Here is a 20,595-nt window from a genome sequence, read left to right as displayed (position 1 = left end):
TTGGCCAGCTGTTCTGACTGGCAAGCCTAGCGTCGCGCGTGGCCGGACACTGCACGCGTGCGGCTGCCAGGGCGGAGCGCTGTCTCAAGCCTGAACGCGCCATCATTCCGCGCACGCGCCCGCTGCACCGATAATGGCGGCTTCCGTTCCCGAGCCACCTTGCATGGTCTTGTCCGAAAAAACGCCCGCCTCGGGTTTCGTCCGCGTCCGTGGCGCGCGTGAGCACAATCTGAAGGATGTCGACGTCGACATTCCGCGCGATGCGCTGGTGGTGTTCACCGGCGTGTCCGGTTCGGGCAAATCGTCGCTGGCCTTCGGGACGCTGTTCGCCGAGGCGCAACGGCGCTATCTGGATTCGATTTCGCCCTATGCGCGGCGGTTGATCGACCAGGCCGGCGTGCCGGAAGTGGATGCGATCGAAGGCCTGCCACCGGCCGTGGCACTGCAGCAGCAGCGCGGTGCGCCGACCACGCGCTCGTCGGTCGGCAGCGTAACCACGATCTCCAACTCGCTGCGCATGCTGTATTCGCGTGCCGGCGACTACCCCAAGGGCCAGGGCATCATCCATGCCGATGGCTTCTCGCCGAACACACCGGCCGGGGCCTGTCCGACCTGTCATGGCCTGGGCCGCATCTACGACGCCACCGAGGCCTCGATGGTACCGGACCGCTCGCTGACCATCCGTGAGCGCGCGGTGGCGGCCTGGCCGGGCGCCTGGCACGGGCAGAACCAGCGCGACATCCTGACCACGCTGGGTATCGACGTCGATGTGCCGTGGTCGAAGCTGCCGAAGAAGACGCGCGACTGGATCCTGTTCACCGACGAGCAGCCGGTGGTGCCGGTGTATGCAGGCTTCGACCTGGCCGAGGTCAGGAGCGCGCTGAAGCGCAAGACCGAGCCGAGCTACATGGGCACCTTCACCAGTGCGCGGCGCCATGTGCTGCATACCTTCGCGACCACGCAGAGCCCGCTGCAGAAGAAGCGCGCGGCGCAGTACCTGCTCAGCACGCCGTGCCCCACCTGCGACGGCAAGCGCTTGCGCCGCGAAGCCCTGTCGGTGACGTTCGCGGGGCTGGATATCGGCGAGTTGTCGCAGCGCCCGCTGGCGGAAGTCGCGGGCTTGCTGGCGCCCGCCGCCAAGGGTCATGCGCATCGCGGCGACGGTCACCCCGAGCAGGCCATTGCCGCGCAGCGCATCGCCGAAGACCTGCTGGCGCGTATCGCCATTCTGCAGGATCTCGGCCTGGGCTACCTGACGCTGGAACGCAGCACGCCGACGTTGTCGCCGGGTGAACTGCAGCGCCTGCGCCTGGCCACGCAGATCCGCTCGCAGCTGTTCGGCGTGGTCTACGTGATGGACGAGCCCTCGGCTGGCCTGCATCCGGCCGATGCGCAGGCGTTGCTGCGGGCGCTGGACCAGCTGAAGGCGGCGGGCAATTCGATCTTCGTCGTCGAACACGAGATCGACGTCATCCGTCATGCCGACTGGATCGTCGATGTCGGTCCGGCGGCGGGAGAGCAGGGCGGGCAGGTGCTGTACAGCGGCGTGCCGGCGGGCCTGGACCGGGTCGCGGCGTCGGTGACGCGCCGCTACCTGTCCGGCAGCCAGGCCAGCATGCGCAGTCGCGCGCGCACGCCGACGGCGTTGTTGCAGTTGCGCGGCATCACCCGCAACAACGTCGAAGACCTGGATGTGGACATTCCACTGGGCGTGTTCACCACCGTGACCGGCGTCAGCGGGTCGGGCAAGTCGTCGCTGATCAGCCAGGCACTGGTGGAACTGCTGTCCGATCACCTGGGGCATGCGCGTGACGAGGGCGACGAGGACGTCGATCCACTGGAGCGCGGTGCCGAGGTGCCGACGGGCGGGCATATCGTCGCGGGCCTGGAACATGTGCGGCGGCTGGTGCGGGTCGACCAGAAGCCGATCGGGCGCACGCCACGTTCCAACCTGGCGACCTACACCGGCCTGTTCGACCATGTGCGCAAGCGTTTCGCCGAGACGCCTGCGGCGAAGAAGCGACGCTTCGATGCCGGCCGCTTCTCGTTCAACGTCGCCAAGGGGCGCTGCGATACCTGCGAGGGCGAGGGCTCCGTGAGCGTGGAACTGCTGTTCATGCCCAGCGTCTATGCACCGTGCCCGACCTGCCACGGTGCGCGCTACAACGCGAAGACGCTGGAGATCGAACTGCGCGGGCACAACATCGCCCAGGTGTTGAAGATGACGGTGACACAGGCGGCGGACTTCTTTGCTGGGGATGCCGCCGTGCTGCGCCCGCTGCAGGTGTTGATCGAGGTCGGCCTGGGCTACCTGCGCCTGGGCCAGCCCGCGACCGAACTGTCGGGCGGCGAGGCGCAGCGCATCAAGCTGGCCACCGAACTGCAACGCGCGCAGCGCCGCGACACCGTCTACGTGCTGGACGAGCCCACGACCGGCCTGCACCCCTCCGACGTGGACACCCTGCTGCGGCAATTGCACGGCCTGGTGGATGCGGGCAACAGCGTGGTGGTGGTCGAGCACGACATGCGCGTGGCTGCCGGCAGCGACTGGATCATCGACATGGGGCCAGGGGCGGGGCACGAAGGCGGACGAGTCGTCGCCCAAGGCAGCCCGGACAAGGTGGCGCGTGCCAGGGGCAGCCGTACCGCGCCGTTCCTGCGTGCGGAGCTGGCGTCGGCCTGACGCCGATCGCGAATCACGATCCACTTGGCCGTGGAGAGATCGGAAGGCGTGTTGCTTGACGCGGGTGCCGACCGTTGTCCCGCGCGCAATTATTCGGTTGGAGACGGACGTGGTGGCTTGGTACGGAGACGAGGCTTGCGAATGCTCGGCATTCATAAGACGCTCTATCGCTTCGAAGCCGGCCCACCCGTCCACGACCGATTGTCGTGCCAGGATCGGATGCTCGGCGCGGTCCATCCATCCAGGTGGAATGGATGCGAATTCCGGGGCAATCATGGAGATACAAAGGATGCGGTCATCGTTACACAAGATACAAATGCAGTTGCGGGGAGTGCCATGAGTTGCCGCGCGCTTCCGATGCTTGGTGCTCTGCTGGCCCTGCCGGTGGCGATGGCCTCGGCGCCGGCGCCGGCCACGCCGCGATGCGAGGAGGCGCAGTGCCCTTCCAGCTGGCTCGAGTTCGACGCCGGGCAGCGCAAGCGCATCTTCGACCTGGCCGAGGACTACAAGGCCTTCATGCACGTGTCCCGCACCGAGATCACCACGGTGCGGGAGTCCGAACGGCGCGCCCGCGCCGCCGGTTTCCGCGCGTGGACGCCGGGCGCCGCGCTGTCGCCCGGCAGTCGCTGGTACGTCAACAACCGCGACAGGTCGCTGGCGCTGTTCGTGGTCGGCGAGCGGCCGGCGGCCGAGGGCGTGCGGGTGGCCGCAGCCCATATCGATTCGCCGCATCTGGACGTCAAGGCGCGGCCGCTGTACGAGGCGGAAGGCTTCGCGCTGTTCCAGACCAGCTTCCACGGCGGCATCCTCAATTACCAGTGGGGCAATACGCCGCTGGCATTGGTCGGACGGATCGCGCGCAAGAACGGCAGCCACGTCGATCTGTCGGTCGGGCTCGAACCCGACGAACCGGTGTTCATGATCGCGGGGCTGTCGCCGCACGTGGATGCCGACCTGCGCGAGCGCAAGAACCGCGAAGTGCTCAAGGCCGAGGAACTCGATCCGATCGTGGGAAGCCTGCCCAAGAGCGCGGACGAAGGCGTGCGCGCACAGATCACCGACTATCTGCGCAGCACCTATGGCGTGGGTATGGACGACTTCGTGTCCGCCGACCTGGCGCTGGTGCCTGCTTCGCCGCCGCGCGACGTGGGCTTCGATCGTGCGCTGATGGCCATGTATGGGCAGGACGATCGCCTGGGCGGCTATGCGGCCGTCAAGGCGCTGTTCGACGTCAAGCGTCCGGCGCGCACGACCTTCGTGCTTCTGGCCGACAACGAAGAGGTGGGCAACCGCAACAACACCGGCGCCATGTCCGATTTCCTTGAGGACTTGATCGCGGACCTGATCTACCAGCAACAGGGCCAGGCTTATCGCGAGCCGGCGCTCAAGCGTGCGCTGCGCGCGAGTCGGGTGCTGTCGATCGACATGAACGATGGCATCAATCCGACCTGGCCCTCGGCCTGGGAAAGCCAGAACGCGCCGCGCAGCGGTCACGGCGTCAACATCAAGGTCTACGGGCAGGGCAACAACGCCACGCCCGAATACGCGGCCTGGGTACGTCGTGCGCTGGATGATGCGGGCATCCGCTGGCAGACCGCCACCTACAAGGTGGGCAGTGCCGGCGGCGGCACCCTCGGCGGCGAGCTGTCCCGCCGCAACATGGACGTCATCGACGTCGGCGTGCCGGTGCTGTCGATCCACAACACCTACGACATTTCCTCCAAAGTGGACCTGTGGTGGATGTACCGCGGCGCGCTGGCCTTCTTCGAAGCAGGGGACTGACCACGACATCTATCGGCACAGCCCCCGCATCGAACTGCGGGCCGCCCAGTGCACGCAGCCGGCAAAGCCCAACCGGAATGCCTGCATCGGATGCCCCGACCGCAGCTGTTGCCGGGACGTGTTGGAAATGAAAAAGCCCCCGCCATGACGGCGGGGGCCTTCGTAGCGCAAGTCCCGGTATGGTGGACTCAGCGCTTCATCGAGGTGAAGAACTCGTCGTTGGACTTCGTCGTCTTCATCTTGTCGAGCAGGAATTCCATTGCTGCGATCTCGTCCATCGGGTGCAGCAGCTTGCGCAGGATCCAGATCTTCTGCAGCAGCTCGGGCTCGATCAGGTAATCCTCGCGGCGGGTGCCGGACTGGTTGACGTTGATCGCCGGGTAGACGCGCTTCTCGGTGATGCGACGGTCCAGATGGATTTCCGAGTTGCCGGTACCCTTGAACTCTTCATAGATGACCTTGTCCATCGCGCTGCCGGTATCGACCAGGGCGGTGGCGATGATGGTCAGGCTGCCGCCTTCCTCGACGTTGCGCGCGGCGCCGAAGAAACGCTTCGGGCGATGCATCGCATTGGCGTCGACGCCACCGGTCAGCACCTTGCCGGAGCTCGGGACGACGTTGTTGTAGGCGCGGGCCAGGCGGGTGATCGAGTCGAGCAGGATGACCACATCCTTCTTGTGCTCGACCAGGCGCTTGGCGCGTTCGATGACCATTTCGGCCACCTGCACGTGACGCGCCGCGGGCTCGTCGAACGTCGACGAGATCACTTCGCCGCGCACCGTGCGCTGCATCTCGGTGACTTCTTCCGGACGTTCATCGATCAACAGCACGATCATGTGCACGTCGGGATGGTTGTGCGTGATCGCGGTGGCGATCTGCTGCATCATCATCGTCTTGCCCGCCTTGGGCGGCGACACGATCAGCGCGCGCTGGCCCTTGCCCTGCGGAGCCATCAGGTCGAGGATGCGGCCGGTGATGTCTTCGGTCGAACCATCGCCACGCTCGAGCTTGAAGCGCTTGCGTGGGAACAGCGGGGTCAGGTTCTCGAACAGCACCTTGCCCTTGCTGGCTTCCAGCGGCTCGCCGTTGATGGTGTCGAGCACGGCCAGCGCGAAGTAGCGCTCGCCGTCCTTGGGCCAGCGGATGCGGCCGGCCAGGTGGTCGCCGGTGCGCAGGTTGAAGCGGCGGATCTGGCTGGGCGAGATGTAGACGTCGTCGGGGCCGGCCAGGTAGCTGGCCTCGGCGCCGCGCAGGAAGCCGAAGCCGTCGGGCAGCAGTTCCAGCACGCCATCGGCGGCCACGCCTTCGCCATGACGCGTCAGCACCTTCAGCAGCGCGAAGATCACGTCCTGCTTGCGGGCGCGGGCAACGCCTTCCTGGATGCTCAGCTGGTCGGCGATGTCGAGCAGCTTGTGCGCCGGCATGCGCTTGAGGTCGCCCAGCGAATACTGCGGGAAGCCTTCGGGGATGTTCGGGGGCGGCAGGCGCGGGACCTGCTCGTTGCCGTTGCCGCCGTCTTCGCGCGGAAGGCCGTCCTGGTAACGCTCGCGCTGGCGGTCGCGCCGGTTGCGGAAGCGGTCGCGGCGATTGTTGTTGGCGCCATTCGCGTTGTTCTGGTTGTTCTGCGGATTGCCGCCCTGCTGGCGATCGCCGCCTTCTCCGCCTTCTCCGCCCTGCTGGTTTTGCTGGTTCTGCTGGGCGCGCGCTGCGTTGCCTGAACCCGAACCGCCCTGTTGTTCAGCTGCGCCGCCCGAAGAAGCCTGCGGTGCCGGGGCATTGCCCTGCTGCGACGGAGCCTGCTGTGACGGAGCCTGCGGCGCCGAAGCGGGAGCCGGGGCTGACGGGATCAGGTCGGCCTGGCGGGGAGAGGGGGTGGAGGCTGCGGGTGCTGCGTCGCCACTGGATTTGGGTTCGGTCGCCTTTTTCGCGACCTTGGCCACGCGTGGCTTCCGGACGGGTTTCACGGCGGAATCGCCGGCGGGGGCGCCGGAATCGGGGGTGTTGTCTGACAAGTGAGAGTCCTCGCTCGCTGCGAGCGCCCGGAGATGGGCGGGTAGGGTTGGAAAGGGAGCCTTTCAGATGGGTGCGGCGCGTGGATTCCTCGCCGGATGTCCGAAACTTAGCATTGCCGTCCGCTGCCGGCAAGGATTATCGAGCGGATGGCGCCGGTATCGGACGCGCATTAGGTGCGCGCCAGGGCCATGCCGACGTCATCATCGCGCCTAGTTGGCGCGATGAACGCGGAACAGAACAGGGGGAACTGCAACCCGCGAAAGGCGCGGCGGGTGGGCCGGCGCGCCTGTCGGTCCGGGTGGATGTGCCCGGCGCTCAGAGCGCCTTGTCGATCATCTGCGACAGCTGGGCCTTGCCGACCGCGCCGATCTGGGTGCCTTCGACCTGGCCGTTCTTGAACAGCAGCAGCATGGGGATCGAGCGCACGTTGTACTTGCGGGCGGTGGCCTGGTTCTGGTCGACGTCGATCTTCACGACCTTGGCACGACCGGCATAGGTCTGGGCCAGCTCGTCCAGCGCCGGGGCGATCATCTTGCAGGGACCGCACCAAGGGGCCCAGAAATCGACCAGCACCGGCTCCGACGACTGCAGCACGGCGGCGTCGAAATCGGAATCGGTGGCATGGATGACGTGTTGGCTCACGGGGGGCTCCTGGGGCTGAGGGGGGCGGCGGCGGCGGATCGGCCGCGGCTGGGTGCTAAACTGGGGTGATTCGCGGTCCGTTTCAAGGCCCGCGCGACCCAGCAGGTCCACGCCGGATCCGTCGATATACGACCCGGCCATCTGCTCCCAGGCAGTCTGCGACGCGGGCGCCTTCCACGCAAGCGCACCGCCGCACAGAACACTAATCACGCATGAGCGACAAGCCTCTTACCGATATCACCTTCTCGACCTTCGAGCTGCAACCGGCCCTGCTGGGCGGTCTCGAGTCCGCGGGTTTCACCCGCTGTACGCCGATCCAGGCGTTGACCCTGCCGATCACGCTGGCCGGTGGCGACGTTGCCGGACAGGCCCAGACCGGCACCGGCAAGACCCTGGCCTTCCTGGTCACGGTCATCAACCGGCTGCTGTCGCGCCCCGCGCTGGCCGAACGCAAACCCGAGGATCCGCGCGCGCTGATCCTGGCGCCGACGCGTGAACTGGCGATCCAGATCCACAAGGACGCGATGAAGTTCTCGTCCGAGCTGGGCCTGAAGTTCGCGCTGGTCTACGGCGGCGTCGACTACGACAAGCAGCGCCAGCTGCTGCAGGCCGGTGCCGACGTCATCATCGCCACCCCCGGGCGGCTGATCGATTACGTCAAGCAGCACAAGGTGGTCAGCCTGCACGCCTGCGAGGTCTGCGTGATGGACGAGGCCGACCGCATGTTCGACCTCGGCTTCATCAAGGACCTGCGCTTCCTGCTGCGCCGCATGCCGGTGCGCACCGAGCGCCAGACCCTGCTGTTCTCGGCAACGCTCAGCCACCGCGTGCTCGAGCTCGCCTACGAACACATGAACGAGCCGGAGAAGATCGTCGTCGAGACCGAGACGATCACCGCCGCGCGCGTGCGCCAGAAGATCTACTACCCGGCCGACGACGAGAAGCTGGCCCTGCTGATCGGCCTGCTGTCGCGCAGCGAAGGCGCGCGGACGATGGTGTTCGTCAACACCAAGGCGTTCGTGGAGCGGGTGGCGCGCGCACTCGAGAAGGCCGGCTATCGCGTCGGCGTGCTGTCGGGCGACGTGCCGCAGAAGAAGCGCGAAAGCCTGCTGAAGAAATTCCAGGCCGGCCAGCTCGAACTGCTGGTGGCGACCGACGTCGCCGCGCGCGGCCTGCACATCGACGGCGTCAGCCACGTCTACAACTACGACCTGCCGTTCGATGCCGAGGACTACGTCCACCGCATCGGCCGCACCGCGCGCCTGGGTGCCGAAGGCGACGCGATCAGCTTCGCCTGCGAGCGTTACGCGATGTCGCTGCCCGACATCGAGGCCTACATCGAGCAGAAGATCCCGTCCGAGCAGGTGACCCGCGAACTGCTGGTCCCGCTGCCGCGCCAGCCGCGCGCCGACCTGCCGCAGGGCGCGGACGACGACGATGACGGCGACAGCATTGGCGAGATCTTCAAGGAAGCCCGCGAGCAGCGGGCTGCCGACGATGCCCGTCGCGGCATCACCAGCAAGGGTGGACGCAGTGCGGGTGGCCGCAGTGCCGGCCCGCGCGCCGCCGCCGGCGACGCACGTGGTCCGCGCAAGCCGCGCGCGCCGCGCCCCGAGACCGCGGTGGCGGCTGCCGACGCGGTGGCCGTGGAAGCGGCCGTCGAGGCCGTCAAGCCGGTCATCGATGCGGCCGGTGCCGTGGCTGCGGCCATGCCCGACGAATCGCGGCCGCCGCGCAAGCGCCGTCGCCGTCGTCGCGGCCAGCGTGTCGACGGTGTCGAGACGGGGTCTGAGGCATCGGCAGGCAATGGCGAGGCTTCGGCGCGCCAGCCGCAGGACGGTCCGCGCGTGCCGCGCGAGATCAAGCCGGTGAAGCCGGCCTCTGCAGGCGGACGTGCCACTGAGGCGGCAGCGGGCAACGCCAATGCCCAGCCGGGCCTGCTGTCGCGGATCGGCCAGAAGCTGCGCAAGCTGGTGACGCGGGCGCACAGCGACCAGCACTGAGTCGGACATCGGCTTGCGGTTCGCGCGGATTCGTATCGCTTCGCGCGGGCCGCGCGCTTGGTAAGTGCGCTGCTGGCGACGCGCGCCAGCAGGAGGCCGACACGCCGGTCGCCGGCCATGCCGGACCAGGGCCGGGAGCGTGCGCGACCGGGCCTGATGTCCACCGATGGTGGGCGTCGGCGCCGGATGTCCCGACGCGAATTTGTCGCGCGTTGCGGCTGGCCGGAAGGCGTCGGCTGAACGTCGCCGACGGTGTTTCGATCCGGCCCGCCGCTCCCCCTGGGCCTGCGCGGTCTGCGATACTTCGCCCATGAGCGTTCTGCGATTCGACAATGTCAGCAAGCAGTACTCCGGCGGCCATGTGGCGCTGTCGGAGGTCAGTTTCGAAGTCTCGGCCGGCGAGATGCTGTTCGTCACCGGGCATTCCGGCGCGGGCAAGAGCACGCTGCTCAAACTGATCCACCTGGCCGAGCGGCCCAGTCGCGGTGCCGTGCTGTTGTCGGACCGGAATCTGCTGAAGGTCCGCGGCCGGCGCATCGCGATGCATCGGCGCGAAGTCGGCGTGGTCTTCCAGGACCATCGCCTGCTGACCGATCGCAGCGTATTCGACAACATCGCGCTGCCGTTGATCCTGCGTGGCGTCCGCCGCGGCGAGATCGGCAAGCGCGTGCGCAGTGTGCTCGAACGGCTGGGGCTGGGCGCACGCGAAAGCGCACTGCCGACGCAGTTGTCGGCCGGCGAGCAGCAACGCGTCGGCATCGCCCGCGCGATCGTCGGCGAGCCTCGCCTGCTGGTCGCCGATGAGCCGACCGGCAATCTCGACCCGACCCTGTCGGCGGAAATCATGGCGCTGTTCGCGTCGCTGCCCGAGCGCGGCACCAGCGTGATGATCGCCAGCCATGACCTCGGCCTGGTCAAGCGCATGCGCCGGCGCGTGCTGGTGCTCGACCATGGCGAACTGGTCGACGACATCTCGCCGGAGGATCTTGCCGATGAGTGAGTCGCGCGCCGCCACCGACAACACCGCGCCGCAGGCAAACCCGGGCGCACGGCCGATCCCGCAACCGGGCAGCTCGGCGCTGGGGACCTGGTTCGACCATCACCTCTACAGCGTGGTGTCCAGCTTTGGCCGGGTGTTCCGCAAGCCCTGGGCCGCGCTCCTGACCATCGGCGTAATGGCGGTGGCGCTGGCGCTGCCGCTCGGACTCTGGCTGGTGCTGGGCAATGTCGAACGGCTGGCCGGCAACGTCGAACAGTCGCGCGAGATCAGCGTGTTCCTGAAGCAGGATGTCGATGCCACCCGCGCCGTCGAATTGGCACGCGAGCTCGAAGCGCGTGACGGCATCGGCAAGGTCGAACATCGCACGCCGGAACAGGGGCTGGAGGCGCTGCGCGCGCGTGCCGGCCTTGGCGATGCGATCGACGCGACGGCCGGCGAGAATCCGTTGCCGCACCTGCTGGTGATCACGCCCGACGGCGACGAACTGCTGGTCGCGTCGGCGTTGCAGGAACTGCCCGAGGCCGACCTGGTGCAGCACGACGTGCAGTGGCGGCAGCGGCTCGACAACTGGCTGAGGTTCGGCGGCCGCGTGGCATCGGTGCTGGCCCTGCTGCTGGGGCTGGGCGCGCTGCTGGTGGTCGGCAATACCGTCCGCCTCGACATCCAGTCGCGGCGCGAGGAAATCGGCGTGCTGCAGTTGCTGGGTGCGACCGATGGCTTCATCCGTCGTCCGTTCCTGTACCTGGGCGCGTGGTACGGCCTGGCGGCAGGCGCTGCGGCGATCGGCCTGCTGGCGGCCGCGGGCATCGCGCTGCAGGCACCGCTGGCGGAACTGTCGGCCAGCTACGGCAGCCAGTTCGCGCTGCTCGGTTTCGATCCCCTGCGCCTGCTGGTGGTGCTGCTGGGTGCGACCGCGCTGGGCTGGCTGGGTGCGGGCGTGGTGACCGGACATTTCCTGCGGCAGACACGGCCGACGGATACCTGATTCCGTGGAAGTCCACGAGCTGCGCCACCTGTCGACGCTGACACCCCGTGTCCTGGTGGTCGACGGCTCGAAGCTGGTGCGCAGGCTCATCAAAGTGTTGCTGGAAAAAGAACTGGCCGACGCGCAGGTCATCGATTGCGGCGGTCTCGAGGACGCGCGCGCGGCTCTGGCCACGACGCCCATCGACCTGGTCACGACAGCCCTGGTGTTGCCCGATGGCGACGGCCTGCAGGTCGCGCGCGCAGTCCGCGAGGCCACGGTGCAGCGCTACGTGCCGGTGATCGTGATTTCCGCCGATACCCAGGCGCACCTCGAGGATCGACGTTTCACCGAGGACGTCACCGATTACTTCGACAAGGGGTTGGGACCCAACGCGCTGGCCGCCTTCATCCGCGGCTATGTGCATCCGCAGCCGATTCCCGGCGCGCACGTGCTCTACATCGAGGACAGCCGGACCGTTGCGGTGGCCACGCGGCGCATGCTCGAGGCCCACAGCATGCGCGTGACCCATGTCGCCAGCGCCGAGGACGCGCTCGCCTACCTCGACGCGTATCGCGACACCGACGGCGCACCCGGTGCGAACCTCGTGCTGACCGACGTTTACTTGAAGGGCGAGCTCAACGGCCGCGACCTGTTGTGCGCGATCCGCAACGACTTCGGGTACGGCAAGCGTCGCCTGCCGGTGCTGGTGATGACCGGCGACCACAATCGCGACACCCAGGTCGGCCTGCTGCACGATGGCGCCAACGACCTGGTGCTCAAGCCCATCGAGGAACGGTTGCTGGCGACCAAGGCGTTGTTCCAGTTGCGCCTGGCCGGCATGTAGACGTACGCCCGGCCGATGCCAGCGGCCACGGACGCTTGTCCATTCGCCGCCCCCACTTTCCCGACTTCCCATTGCACGCTGTCATGTCCGACGAACGCATCAAGCTCGAACCTTCCTGGAAGCAGCACATCGGCGACTGGCTGCAGCGCGACGACATGCAGGCGCTGTCGGCGTTCCTGCGCCAGCGCAAGCAGGCCGGTGCCCGCATCTATCCGCCCGGCCCGCAAATCTTCGCGGCGTTCGACGCCACGCCGTTCGACGACGTCAAGGTCGTGATCCTCGGACAGGATCCGTACCACGGTCCCGGGCAGGCGCATGGCCTGTGCTTCTCGGTCCAGCCCGACGTGCCGGTGCCGCCGTCCCTGGACAACATGTTCAAGGAGATCCAGCGCGACCTCGGCCTGCCGCGACCCGACCATGGCTGGCTGATGCCCTGGGCCAGGCAGGGCGTGCTGCTGCTGAACGCGGTGCTGACGGTCGAGGAGGGCCGCGCCGGCGCGCACCAGGGCAAGGGCTGGGAAGGGTTCACCGACCACGTTGTCGACGTGCTCAACCGCGAGCGCGAAGGCCTGGTGTTCCTGTTGTGGGGCAGCTACGCGCAGGCCAAGGGCAAGGTCATCGACGCGCAGCGCCACCGCGTGCTGCGGACCACGCATCCCTCGCCGTTGTCGGCCTATCGCGGCTTCCTGGGCAGCGGCCATTTCTCGTCGACCAATGCCTGGCTCACGCGCAGCGGCCAGACCCCGATCGACTGGTCGCTGCCGCCGCGTGCCTCGCTTGCTCGCTGACAGCGCCTGGTTGATGGCGACGCTTGCCTGAAGGCCGGCGCGACCCCATCACGGCATGACGTCGCAGCCACCCTCTATCGCCTCTCGTACGGAAACATACGCATGACCTCCCCGGACACCCTCTCTTCGGACAACCCGCTGCTCGACCTCGACGGTCTGCCGCGTTTCGATGCGATCGTCCCGGAGCACATCACGCCTGCGATCGAACAGTTGCTGGCCGATGTCGAAGCCGTCGTCCGCACCGCCGAGGGCGTCGCCACACCGACCTGGGACAACATCATCGTGCCGCTGGACGACGCCACCGAACGGCTGTGGCGCGCCTGGGGCCAGGTCGTGCACCTGCAGGCGGTCATGGACCGGCCCGCCCTGCGCGAGGCCTACAACGCCAACCTGCCCAAGGTCACGCGGCTGGCCAGCGAGATGGGCCAGAACCTGGCGCTGTTCGCGCAGTACCGCGCGCTGGCGGCGGCCGATGCCACGCTCGATGCCGACACCGCGAGGCGCCGAGTCATCGATCATGCGTTGCGCGACTTCCGGCTCGGTGGCGCCGAACTGCCGGATGCGCAGAAGGCACGCTTCGGCGAAATCCAGGAAGCGCTCGCGGCACTGTCGGCGAAGTTCTCGCAGAACGTACTGGACGCCACCGATGCCTGGTCGCTGGATGTCGATGACGTCGACACGCTTGCGGGGTTGCCGGCCGATGTCATCGCCGCATGCCGTGCGGCCGCCGCCAAGGCCGGCGTCGATGGCTATCGCCTGAGCCTGCAGATGCCGTGCTACCTGCCGGTGCAGACCCATGCCAGCAACCGCGGGCTGCGCGAGACGATGTACCGCGCGAGCGGCATCCGTGCGTCCGAGCAGGGGCCAGAGGAGTTCGACAACAGCGCCGCGATCGTCAGGATCCTGTCGCTGCGTGCGGAACTGGCGACCTTGCTGGGATTCGCCAGCTATGCCGATGTGTCGCTGGCGACCAAGATGGCGCAGTCGCCGGACGAGGTGCTGGCCTTCCTGCGCGATCTCGCCACGCGCGCGTTGCCGCATGCGCGCCGCGACCGTGCCGAGCTCGAAGCCTTCGCGCGCGACGAACTCGGACTCGATGGCCTGCAGCCCTGGGACCTGGCCTGGGCCAGCGAGAAGCTCAAGCAGGCGCGCTACCAGGTCTCCGACCAGGAGACCAAGCCGTACTTCACCCAGGACAAGGTGCTGGCCGGCCTGTTCGACGTCATCCACACGCTGTATGGCGTCCGCGTGCTCCGCGACGACGCGCCGGTCTGGCATCCGGACGTGCAGTTCTATCGGCTCGAGGATGCGCAGGGTGGGCTGGTGGGCCAGTTCTACCTGGACCTGTATGCGCGCGAGGGCAAGCGCGGTGGCGCCTGGATGGACGATTGCCGTGCGCGCCGCGTCACCGCACGGGGCACGCAGACACCGCTGGTCTACCTGGTCTGCAATTTCGGTCGCGGCATCGAGGGCAAGCCGGCGACCTTCAGCCACAACGAAGTCACCACCCTGTTCCATGAAATGGGCCACGGCCTGCACCAGTTGCTAACCCAGGTCGGCGAGCTGCGTGTCTCCGGCATCAACGGCGTCGAATGGGACGCGGTCGAACTGCCCAGCCAGTTCATGGAGAACTTCTGCTGGGAATGGGAGCGCCTGCAGGCGATGACCGCGCATGTCGACACCGGCGCGTCGCTGCCGCGTGAACTCTACGAACGCATGCTCGCGGCCAGGAACTTCCAGAACGGCATGTTCACCGTGCGCCAGATCGAGTTCGCCCTGTTCGACATGCAGTTGCACGGCGCACAGTCCGGTGGCGTTCGGTTCGATCCTGCGCGCGACGACGTGATGGCGCTGGTCGAGCGTGTGCGCGACGAGGTCGCGGTCAACCGGCCGCCGGCATGGCATCGCTTCCCGCATCAGTTCTCGCACATCTTCGCGGGCGGTTATGCCGCCGGCTACTACAGCTACAAATGGGCCGAGGTTCTCAGTGCCGATGCCTATGCCGCGTTCGAGGAGGCACCGGACCGCGTGGCGGACACCGGTGCGCGCTTCCGTCGCGAAGTGCTGGCGCGCGGTGGCACGCGCGATGCGCTGGAGAACTTCCAGGCGTTCCGTGGCCGTGGACCGAAGATCGATGCGCTGCTGCGGCATGGCGGCATGACCGCATAGCGCTTTCTGCTTGCGCGGGATCGCGATGCGCGATGCCGCATCCTGCCCGCAGGCGCATACCCGGAGGCGCATGGCCTCGGGGCATTGCCCTCCTTCAAAGCGCCACGACGAAGACCGATGGCTGCACGCAAGCGGCCGCCTGCGTTGATCGACGCGTGCGCCTGGATGCAGACCGGGCGACGCAGGCGCGCGCCAGCACCCGCGGTCACAAGCAGATGACCAAACATCGTTGGACCCAGTGTCGACAGGCCCATAGCTTGGACACACAGGCCGGCGGCGATGCATGGATACATCGCAATCCTCCCCACGTCGGCCTCCTTCTTTTCCTTCAGATGGAGTGTCTCGTGCCCAGACAGAACAATCGCCAGCGCAGCCGTTGGCCTGCGATGACATCGATGGCGGTGGTGCTGGGCCTGTTGTTCGCAGGTTGCTCTTCGCAGGAGTCGGGCGTGCCATCGGAAGGCGAGCCTGCGGATGCGCGGAGTGTCCACGATGCGGTGCTGGTGCTCGATGGCCATGCCGACGTGCTGTTGCCGGAAACCCCCGAGCGCTACCACGCGCCCGGGGGCGGCTCGCGCGTCAGCTTCGACAAGCTGCAGGCCGGTGGCGTCGACGCGGTGGTGCTGTCGCTTGCGGTGGGACCGGGCCCGGAGACGCCAGAAGGCGTCGCGGATGCACGCCGGCAGGCCGATGCCAAGCTGGCCAGTGTCCGCGCCCAGATCGAGGCCAGTCAGGGCAAGGCCGCGCTGGCGCTGAGTGCCGACGATGTCGAGCGCCTGCACCAGGAAGGCAAGATCGCGGTGGTGCTGGGGTTCCAGAACGCCCGCATCCTGGGCGAGGACCTGGCGGCGTTCGATGCCTTCCATTCGGCCGGCGTCCGCATCGCCGGCCTGACGCATGCGGGGCACAACGCCTTCTCCGATTCGTCGCGTCCGACCGATGGCGAGGTCGATCGCCACAAGGGCCTGTCGCAGCTCGGTCGCGATGCGGTCGCGCGCTTCAACGACCTGGGCGTGCTGGTCGATGTGTCGCAGCTGAGCAAGCCGGCACTGCTGCAGACGCTGGCGTTGAGTCGGGCGCCGGTGGTGGCCAGTCACTCCAATGCCCGCGCACTGGTCGACAACACCCGCAATCTCGACGACGAGGAACTGGACGCCATCAAGGCCAAGGATGGCGTGGTGCTGGCGGTGCCGTTCACGGCCTACCTGCGCGAGCCCGATGCCGCGGCATTGGAGAAGATCCGCGCGATCCGCGTCGAGTTCGGCCTGCCTGCGCAGTTCAGCGCGCAGACCGAGGGCACCGACCAGCTCGATGCGCAGACCCGCGCCAGATTCAACGATGCGGTGGCGGCGACGCGGGTGCGTGCGACGTTGTCGGATTATGTCGACCACATCGACTACATCGCCAAGCGGATCGGCGTGGAGCGCGTGGGCATCGGCAGCGATTTCGATCATGGCTCGGGCGTGGACGGATTCGACAGCGCCAGCGAGGCGCCGAATGTCACCGCCGAGTTGCTCAAGCGCGGTTACAGCGAAGCGCAGATCAAAGGTATCTGGGGCGGGAACTTCCTGCGCGTGTGGCGTGCGGCCGTGGTGGCGGCCAAGCGCTGACGGGGTGGGTGGGGGGTTCCAAGCGGGTGGCGCAGCCGTGGTGGCGGCGGCGCCACCCGCGCACCAGATCTCGATGTCTCCCCGGAGACGGGTAACAGGGTTGCAAAGCCGTGCCGGGACCTTGTCCCGGCGTCGCTGCGGCGTGGCGTCCGCCGTTGCAGCTGCGATGGTGAGACGCGGGGCACCGCGCGGATCATGAGGCGGGACGCGACGGGGGGCACCACGGAGCTAGAATGCAGCGCACTGCAGTCTGCCGGCGCCGATGCGCAAGATTCTCCACATCGACATGGATGCGTTCTACGCCTCGGTCGAGCAGCGCGACGATCCGTCGTTGCGCGGCCGGCCGGTGGTCGTGGCCTGGCGTGGTGCGCGGTCGGTGGTGTGTGCGGCCTCCTACGAGGCACGCGTGTTCGGCATCCGTTCGGCGATGCCGGCGGTCCGCGCCGGGCGCCTGTGCCCGGACGCGGTGTTCGTACCGCCCGACTTCGTCCGCTACAAGGCCGTCTCGCGCCAGGTGCGGGAGATCTTCCTCAGCCATACCGATCTCGTCGAGCCGCTGTCGCTGGACGAGGCCTATCTCGACGTCACCGAACCCAAGGTCGATTCGCCCAGCGCCACCGCGACCGCGGAGGCGATCCGCACGCGGATCCGCGAAGAAACCTCGCTGACCGCGTCGGCAGGCGTTGCACCGAACAAGTTCATCGCCAAGATCGCCTCGGACTGGAACAAGCCCGATGGCCTGTTCGTGGTCAAGCCGGCACAGGTCGAGGCCTTCCTGACCCCCTTGCCGGTCGGCAAGATCCCGGGTGTCGGCAAGGTCATGCAGGGCAAGCTGACGCAGCTGGGCATCGCCACCGTCGGCGACCTGCGCGCGTTCGCCCTCGAGGAACTGCAGATGCGCTTCGGCAGTTTCGGCGGCAGCCTGTACCGGCGCGCGCGCGGCATCGACGAGCGGCCGGTCGAACCCAACCAGCCGGTGCAGTCGATCTCGTCGGAGGACACCTTCGCCGAGGACGTGCCGCTGGAGGCGTTGGTGCCGATGATCCAGCAGTTGTCCGAGCGCACCTGGCAGGCATCGCGCAAGACCGAGCGCATCGCCCGTACCGTAGTGCTGAAGCTCAAGACGTCCCAGTTCCGGATCCTGACCCGCAGCCTGACCCCGGATGCGCCGCCGGCTTCGCAGCCGGAGTTCACGCGGATCGCGCTGGCCCTGCTCGATCGCGTCGACATGCCGGCCGACACGCGCTACCGGCTGGTCGGCGTCGGCCTGTCCGGGTTTCGCGACGGCAGTGAGTTCGTCGCCCAGCCCTCGCTGTTCGAGGACTGAGTAACGGCGTTCGAGGTGGCGTCCTCCGGGGCGCTGCCGACCGTATCTGCGCTTGCCCGAGCCGGGCCTGCCTCGCAGCCGGCGAACAGATCGAGGCCGCTGTCATGCACTGCGGTGCTGATCTGCAGCAATCCCAGTATCGAATGGAACAGGTTGTCGTGGCTGGCCGGCGCACTTGCACGTGCGCGCAGGCAGTCGAGGTCGACACCGCGCGATGCCGCCATCTGCGGCGACAGCCAGACCAGCATCGGCACCTTCGTCTGCGTGTCCGGCGCGATGGCGTACGGTAGACCGTGCAGGTACAGGTTGTTCTCGCCCAGCGATTCGCCGTGGTCGGACAGGTAGATCAACGCGGTCTCGCGATCCTCGTGTGCGGCCAGCAGCGAGATCGCGCGTGCCAGCATGTCGTCGGTCGCCAGAATCGCGTTGTCATAGCTGTTGACGATCTGCGCACGCTGGCAGTCGCCCAGGTCGGAGGATTCGCAGGTCGGCGTGAACTGTCGGAAACGCTCCTCGATGCGCTCGTAGTAGGCCGGGCCGTGGTTGCCGATCTGGTGCAGCACGATGAACTGGTCGCCTGGGCTGGCTGTGGCGCTGACGTCCGCGTTGCCGCGATCGATGGCGTCGCGCAGCGCGTCCAGCAGGATCGCATCGGGGCAGTGTCCGTTGTTGCAGGCCCGGGATGCCGGGCGGTCCTGCATCGAATGGAACGCAAGACCCGCGCATACGCCCTTGCAGCCGGACTGGTTGTCCAGCCATTGCGTCCGGATGCCGGCGCGTTCGATCACATGCAGCAGCGACTCCGAGCGAGACAGCCGTGCCTTGTCGTAGCCGGGTCGGCCTTCGTACGAGAACATGCAGGGCAGCGAGACTTCGGTGCTGGTGCCGCAGGCCGAGACATTGCTGAAGTTGATCGCCTGGGTCCGTGCCAGCTGCGGTGTGGTCTGGCGCGCGTAGCCGTTGAGCCCCCAGTTCTGCGCGCGCACCGTTTCGCCGACCACCAGTACGACCAGGCGCGGCAACGCATCCGGCCTGCGCGGCGCCATCGCAGCGTCGGTGCCGATCTGCCGATACGGCACCATCGCGCGCTGCGCATCGCGGACCACGGTGGCGCTGGCGATGACCAGGTTGCCCGGCGTGATCAGGTGGCGCAGTTCGCGATGGTTGCGCATCAATGACGACAGATCCTGGAACGCGAGCAACGCGCAGGCGGCCGCCAGCACGGCGCTCAGGGCCAGCCAGCCGAGCCGGACGGTCAAGGCCCGCAGCAGACGCTGCGGCGTCAGCCGCACGCGCGCCAGCAGCACCAGTCCCGGGCCCGCCAGCAGGAATGGCGATGCCAGCAGTCCCCAGGTCAACAGCTCGCTGGCTTCCGCAGGATCGGTGTTGAGTACGTTGCGCAGCATGTCGCTGTTGAAATAGATGCCGTAGCGCTGCATGGCATGCGCGGTCAGCGCCGACAACACCAGCAGCACCGCGAGCACGGGTTTGGTCCAACGTCCGTGCAGCAGCAGGCCCAGCAGGAAAGCCTGCAGCGCGGTGACCAGTCCGAACAGCGCGAAGGCATTGCGCAGTCCGGAAGGCCCCGCGAATGCCCCCGCCGCCTGCGAGGCCTGCCAGAACGGCAGGTTGCACACCAGCGACAGGTACAGGCTGGCGCAGGCCGCCAGTTGGCCGGTCGACAACAGCGGACGCCATTGCCAGGCGGCGCGGATCCATGCGTAGACCGATGGCATCGGCGCGGTGGCGGTATTCATGCCGCGCGCTCCTTCGCCGAGGGCGACACGACGACGGCGACGGCCCAGCACAGCGCTGCCGTCCACAGGTCATGCGACAGGAAATGCGCACCGCGCAGTTGCTGGTCCAGTCCGAACAGCAGCCCGGCCGCAATGCCGGTTGCCAGTCCAACGCGTCGCCATAGGACCGTCCGCGGCAGGCGCGCCAGCGCCATCCACGCATAGCCGGCGCTGGCATGGCCGGCGGGGAAGCAGACCCCTCCGCCATCGCCGAGGTTCGCGGTGCCGCCATAGCGCACCAGGTCCCAGGGGCAGTACACGGGAATCAACTGCTTCAGCGCTGCGATCAGGACCGTTGCCAACAGCACCGACAGTGCGAGTCGGCCCAGCGCGCCTTGCCAGGGACGCCACGCCCCGATGCGCCGCGAAACCAGCCAGGCGATGACGACGCCAGCCCAGGCAAGTTGCGAGACCTTCCGACCGCCGTCGTGCAGCACGTCGCAGGTCAGGACGTGGTGGCGCAACGCCCAGTGGAACCCTTGTGCGGCATAGATCCGGTCCGCCAGCCACAGGTCCAGTCCACTTTGGTTGGCGAGCAGTGCGAGCGCGACCAGGAGGACAACGGTCAGGAAGGCGATGGCCTGCGGATGCCAGGGGCGTGGGATCGCGGCGGTCGCAGCGCCGGGAATCGAAGGCGCGCGGGGAGCCGTGGAGGACACTCCGGGGGGGCGTGAGGCAATGGACATGCGTGGGTCGGTGGCGGGCGTGGCGCGATGCTCGCGGCGCAGATGTCGGACATCGGTCAGAACGAAGTTGCCGTCGCGTTAATGCGGGCCGGTGGCGTTGCGGTACGGAACACCCGCGTCGACGGGGTCGGTATGCGCTGCCGCCAAGCCCGATGCAAGTCCCTGATTGGAATGGCTTTGGCGGCGGCGTGCAGAGATCGCGCCGGGGCTCGGTGGGCATGCGCTTGGCGCCGGCGGTTGGCCTGTGCTTCAGCTTCGGTTGTCTGCTCGGGGTGTTCGATAGGC

14 protein-coding genes are annotated in these 20,595 nt (G+C 67.8%); 10 read left to right on the top strand and 4 right to left on the bottom strand.

The annotated features are described in order from the left end of the window. Nucleotides 1–163: 163 nt before the first annotated feature. Nucleotides 164–2,683: an excinuclease ABC subunit UvrA gene (locus ACYX7E_RS15185; RefSeq protein ID WP_462081432.1), complete on the top strand. Its 2,520-nt coding sequence runs from the start codon at nucleotides 164–166 to the stop codon at nucleotides 2,681–2,683. A 141-nt stretch (nucleotides 2,684–2,824) separates the two neighbouring features. Next, a complete protein-coding gene (locus ACYX7E_RS15180) occupies nucleotides 2,825–4,465 on the top strand; it encodes a zinc-binding metallopeptidase family protein (RefSeq protein ID WP_462081441.1) in 1,641 nt (546 codons plus the stop codon). 188 nt (nucleotides 4,466–4,653) lie between these two features. Here the strand turns inward: ACYX7E_RS15180 and rho are convergent, their stop codons facing one another. Together rho and trxA are read right to left on the bottom strand one after the other, a co-directional pair. Next, a complete protein-coding gene (rho, locus tag ACYX7E_RS15175; RefSeq protein ID WP_462081431.1) occupies nucleotides 4,654–6,477 on the bottom strand; it encodes a transcription termination factor Rho in 1,824 nt (607 codons plus the stop codon). Between the two features lie 316 nt (nucleotides 6,478–6,793). Beyond that, nucleotides 6,794–7,120 (bottom strand): thioredoxin, encoded by a 327-nt coding sequence (gene trxA / locus ACYX7E_RS15170; RefSeq protein ID WP_462081430.1) that lies wholly within the window; start codon nucleotides 7,118–7,120, stop codon nucleotides 6,794–6,796. 212 nt (nucleotides 7,121–7,332) lie between these two features. Here trxA and rhlB point away from each other — a divergent pair, with 212 nt between their 5' ends. From rhlB to dinB, 8 genes are all read left to right on the top strand, one after another. After that, complete coding sequence (gene rhlB, locus ACYX7E_RS15165) at nucleotides 7,333–9,123, top strand: ATP-dependent RNA helicase RhlB (RefSeq protein WP_462081429.1); 1,791 nt, start codon at nucleotides 7,333–7,335, stop codon at nucleotides 9,121–9,123. 310 nt (nucleotides 9,124–9,433) lie between these two features. After that, entirely contained in the window at nucleotides 9,434–10,123 is a 690-nt protein-coding gene (gene ftsE, locus ACYX7E_RS15160) for a cell division ATP-binding protein FtsE (protein ID WP_462081428.1), read from the top strand. After that, nucleotides 10,116–11,108 carry a permease-like cell division protein FtsX gene (gene ftsX, locus ACYX7E_RS15155; RefSeq protein ID WP_462081427.1) on the top strand — a complete coding sequence of 331 codons (993 nt, stop codon included), beginning with the start codon at nucleotides 10,116–10,118 and terminating at the stop codon, nucleotides 11,106–11,108. Before ftsE ends, ftsX begins: the two co-directional genes overlap by 8 nt. A gap of 4 nt (nucleotides 11,109–11,112) precedes the next feature. Next, a complete protein-coding gene (locus ACYX7E_RS15150; RefSeq protein ID WP_462081426.1) occupies nucleotides 11,113–11,934 on the top strand; it encodes a response regulator in 822 nt (273 codons plus the stop codon). 83 nt (nucleotides 11,935–12,017) lie between these two features. Then, on the top strand, nucleotides 12,018–12,722 hold the full coding sequence (ung, locus tag ACYX7E_RS15145; RefSeq protein ID WP_462081425.1) for a uracil-DNA glycosylase: 705 nt from the start codon (nucleotides 12,018–12,020) through the stop codon (nucleotides 12,720–12,722). Nucleotides 12,723–12,824: 102 nt separating this feature from the next. Beyond that, nucleotides 12,825–14,891, top strand: a complete 2,067-nt coding sequence (locus ACYX7E_RS15140) for a M3 family metallopeptidase (protein ID WP_462081424.1) — start codon at nucleotides 12,825–12,827, stop codon at nucleotides 14,889–14,891. A 344-nt stretch (nucleotides 14,892–15,235) separates the two neighbouring features. Next, nucleotides 15,236–16,501, top strand: a complete 1,266-nt coding sequence (locus ACYX7E_RS15135; protein ID WP_462081423.1) for a dipeptidase — start codon at nucleotides 15,236–15,238, stop codon at nucleotides 16,499–16,501. Nucleotides 16,502–16,763: 262 nt separating this feature from the next. After that, the gene (gene dinB / locus ACYX7E_RS15130) at nucleotides 16,764–17,828 is read left to right on the top strand and encodes a DNA polymerase IV (RefSeq protein WP_462081422.1); all 1,065 of its coding nucleotides are present in this window, start codon (nucleotides 16,764–16,766) and stop codon (nucleotides 17,826–17,828) included. Here the strand turns inward: dinB and ACYX7E_RS15125 are convergent. Both ACYX7E_RS15125 and ACYX7E_RS15120 read right to left on the bottom strand, forming a co-directional pair. Next, nucleotides 17,747–19,585 (bottom strand): phosphoethanolamine transferase, encoded by a 1,839-nt coding sequence (locus ACYX7E_RS15125; RefSeq protein WP_462081421.1) that lies wholly within the window; start codon nucleotides 19,583–19,585, stop codon nucleotides 17,747–17,749. The two genes, dinB and ACYX7E_RS15125, sit on opposite strands and share 82 nt — an antisense overlap. Next, nucleotides 19,582–20,310 (bottom strand): phosphatase PAP2 family protein, encoded by a 729-nt coding sequence (locus ACYX7E_RS15120; protein WP_462081420.1) that lies wholly within the window; start codon nucleotides 20,308–20,310, stop codon nucleotides 19,582–19,584. Before ACYX7E_RS15120 ends, ACYX7E_RS15125 begins: the two co-directional genes overlap by 4 nt. Nucleotides 20,311–20,595 lie beyond the last annotated feature (285 nt).

Source organism: Luteimonas sp. RIT-PG2_3 (genome assembly GCF_054902115.1).
This window is presented reverse-complemented; position numbering and strand designations above follow the sequence as displayed.

Bases quoted from the DNA above. Each gene is read 5' to 3' on its own strand.
- rhlB (WP_462081429.1), top strand. From the start codon at position 7,333: ATGAGCGACAAGCCTCTTACCGATATCACCTTCTCGACCTTCGAGCTG.
- dinB (WP_462081422.1), top strand. From the start codon at position 16,764: ATGCGCAAGATTCTCCACATCGACATGGATGCGTTCTACGCCTCGGTC.
- ACYX7E_RS15180 (WP_462081441.1), top strand. From the start codon at position 2,825: ATGCTCGGCATTCATAAGACGCTCTATCGCTTCGAAGCCGGCCCACCC.
- ftsX (WP_462081427.1), top strand. From the start codon at position 10,116: ATGAGTGAGTCGCGCGCCGCCACCGACAACACCGCGCCGCAGGCAAAC.
- ACYX7E_RS15120 (WP_462081420.1), bottom strand. From the start codon at position 20,310: ATGTCCATTGCCTCACGCCCCCCCGGAGTGTCCTCCACGGCTCCCCGC.
- ACYX7E_RS15185 (WP_462081432.1), top strand. From the start codon at position 164: ATGGTCTTGTCCGAAAAAACGCCCGCCTCGGGTTTCGTCCGCGTCCGT.
- ung (WP_462081425.1), top strand. From the start codon at position 12,018: ATGTCCGACGAACGCATCAAGCTCGAACCTTCCTGGAAGCAGCACATC.
- ACYX7E_RS15140 (WP_462081424.1), top strand. From the start codon at position 12,825: ATGACCTCCCCGGACACCCTCTCTTCGGACAACCCGCTGCTCGACCTC.
- ACYX7E_RS15125 (WP_462081421.1), bottom strand. From the start codon at position 19,585: ATGAATACCGCCACCGCGCCGATGCCATCGGTCTACGCATGGATCCGC.
- ftsE (WP_462081428.1), top strand. From the start codon at position 9,434: ATGAGCGTTCTGCGATTCGACAATGTCAGCAAGCAGTACTCCGGCGGC.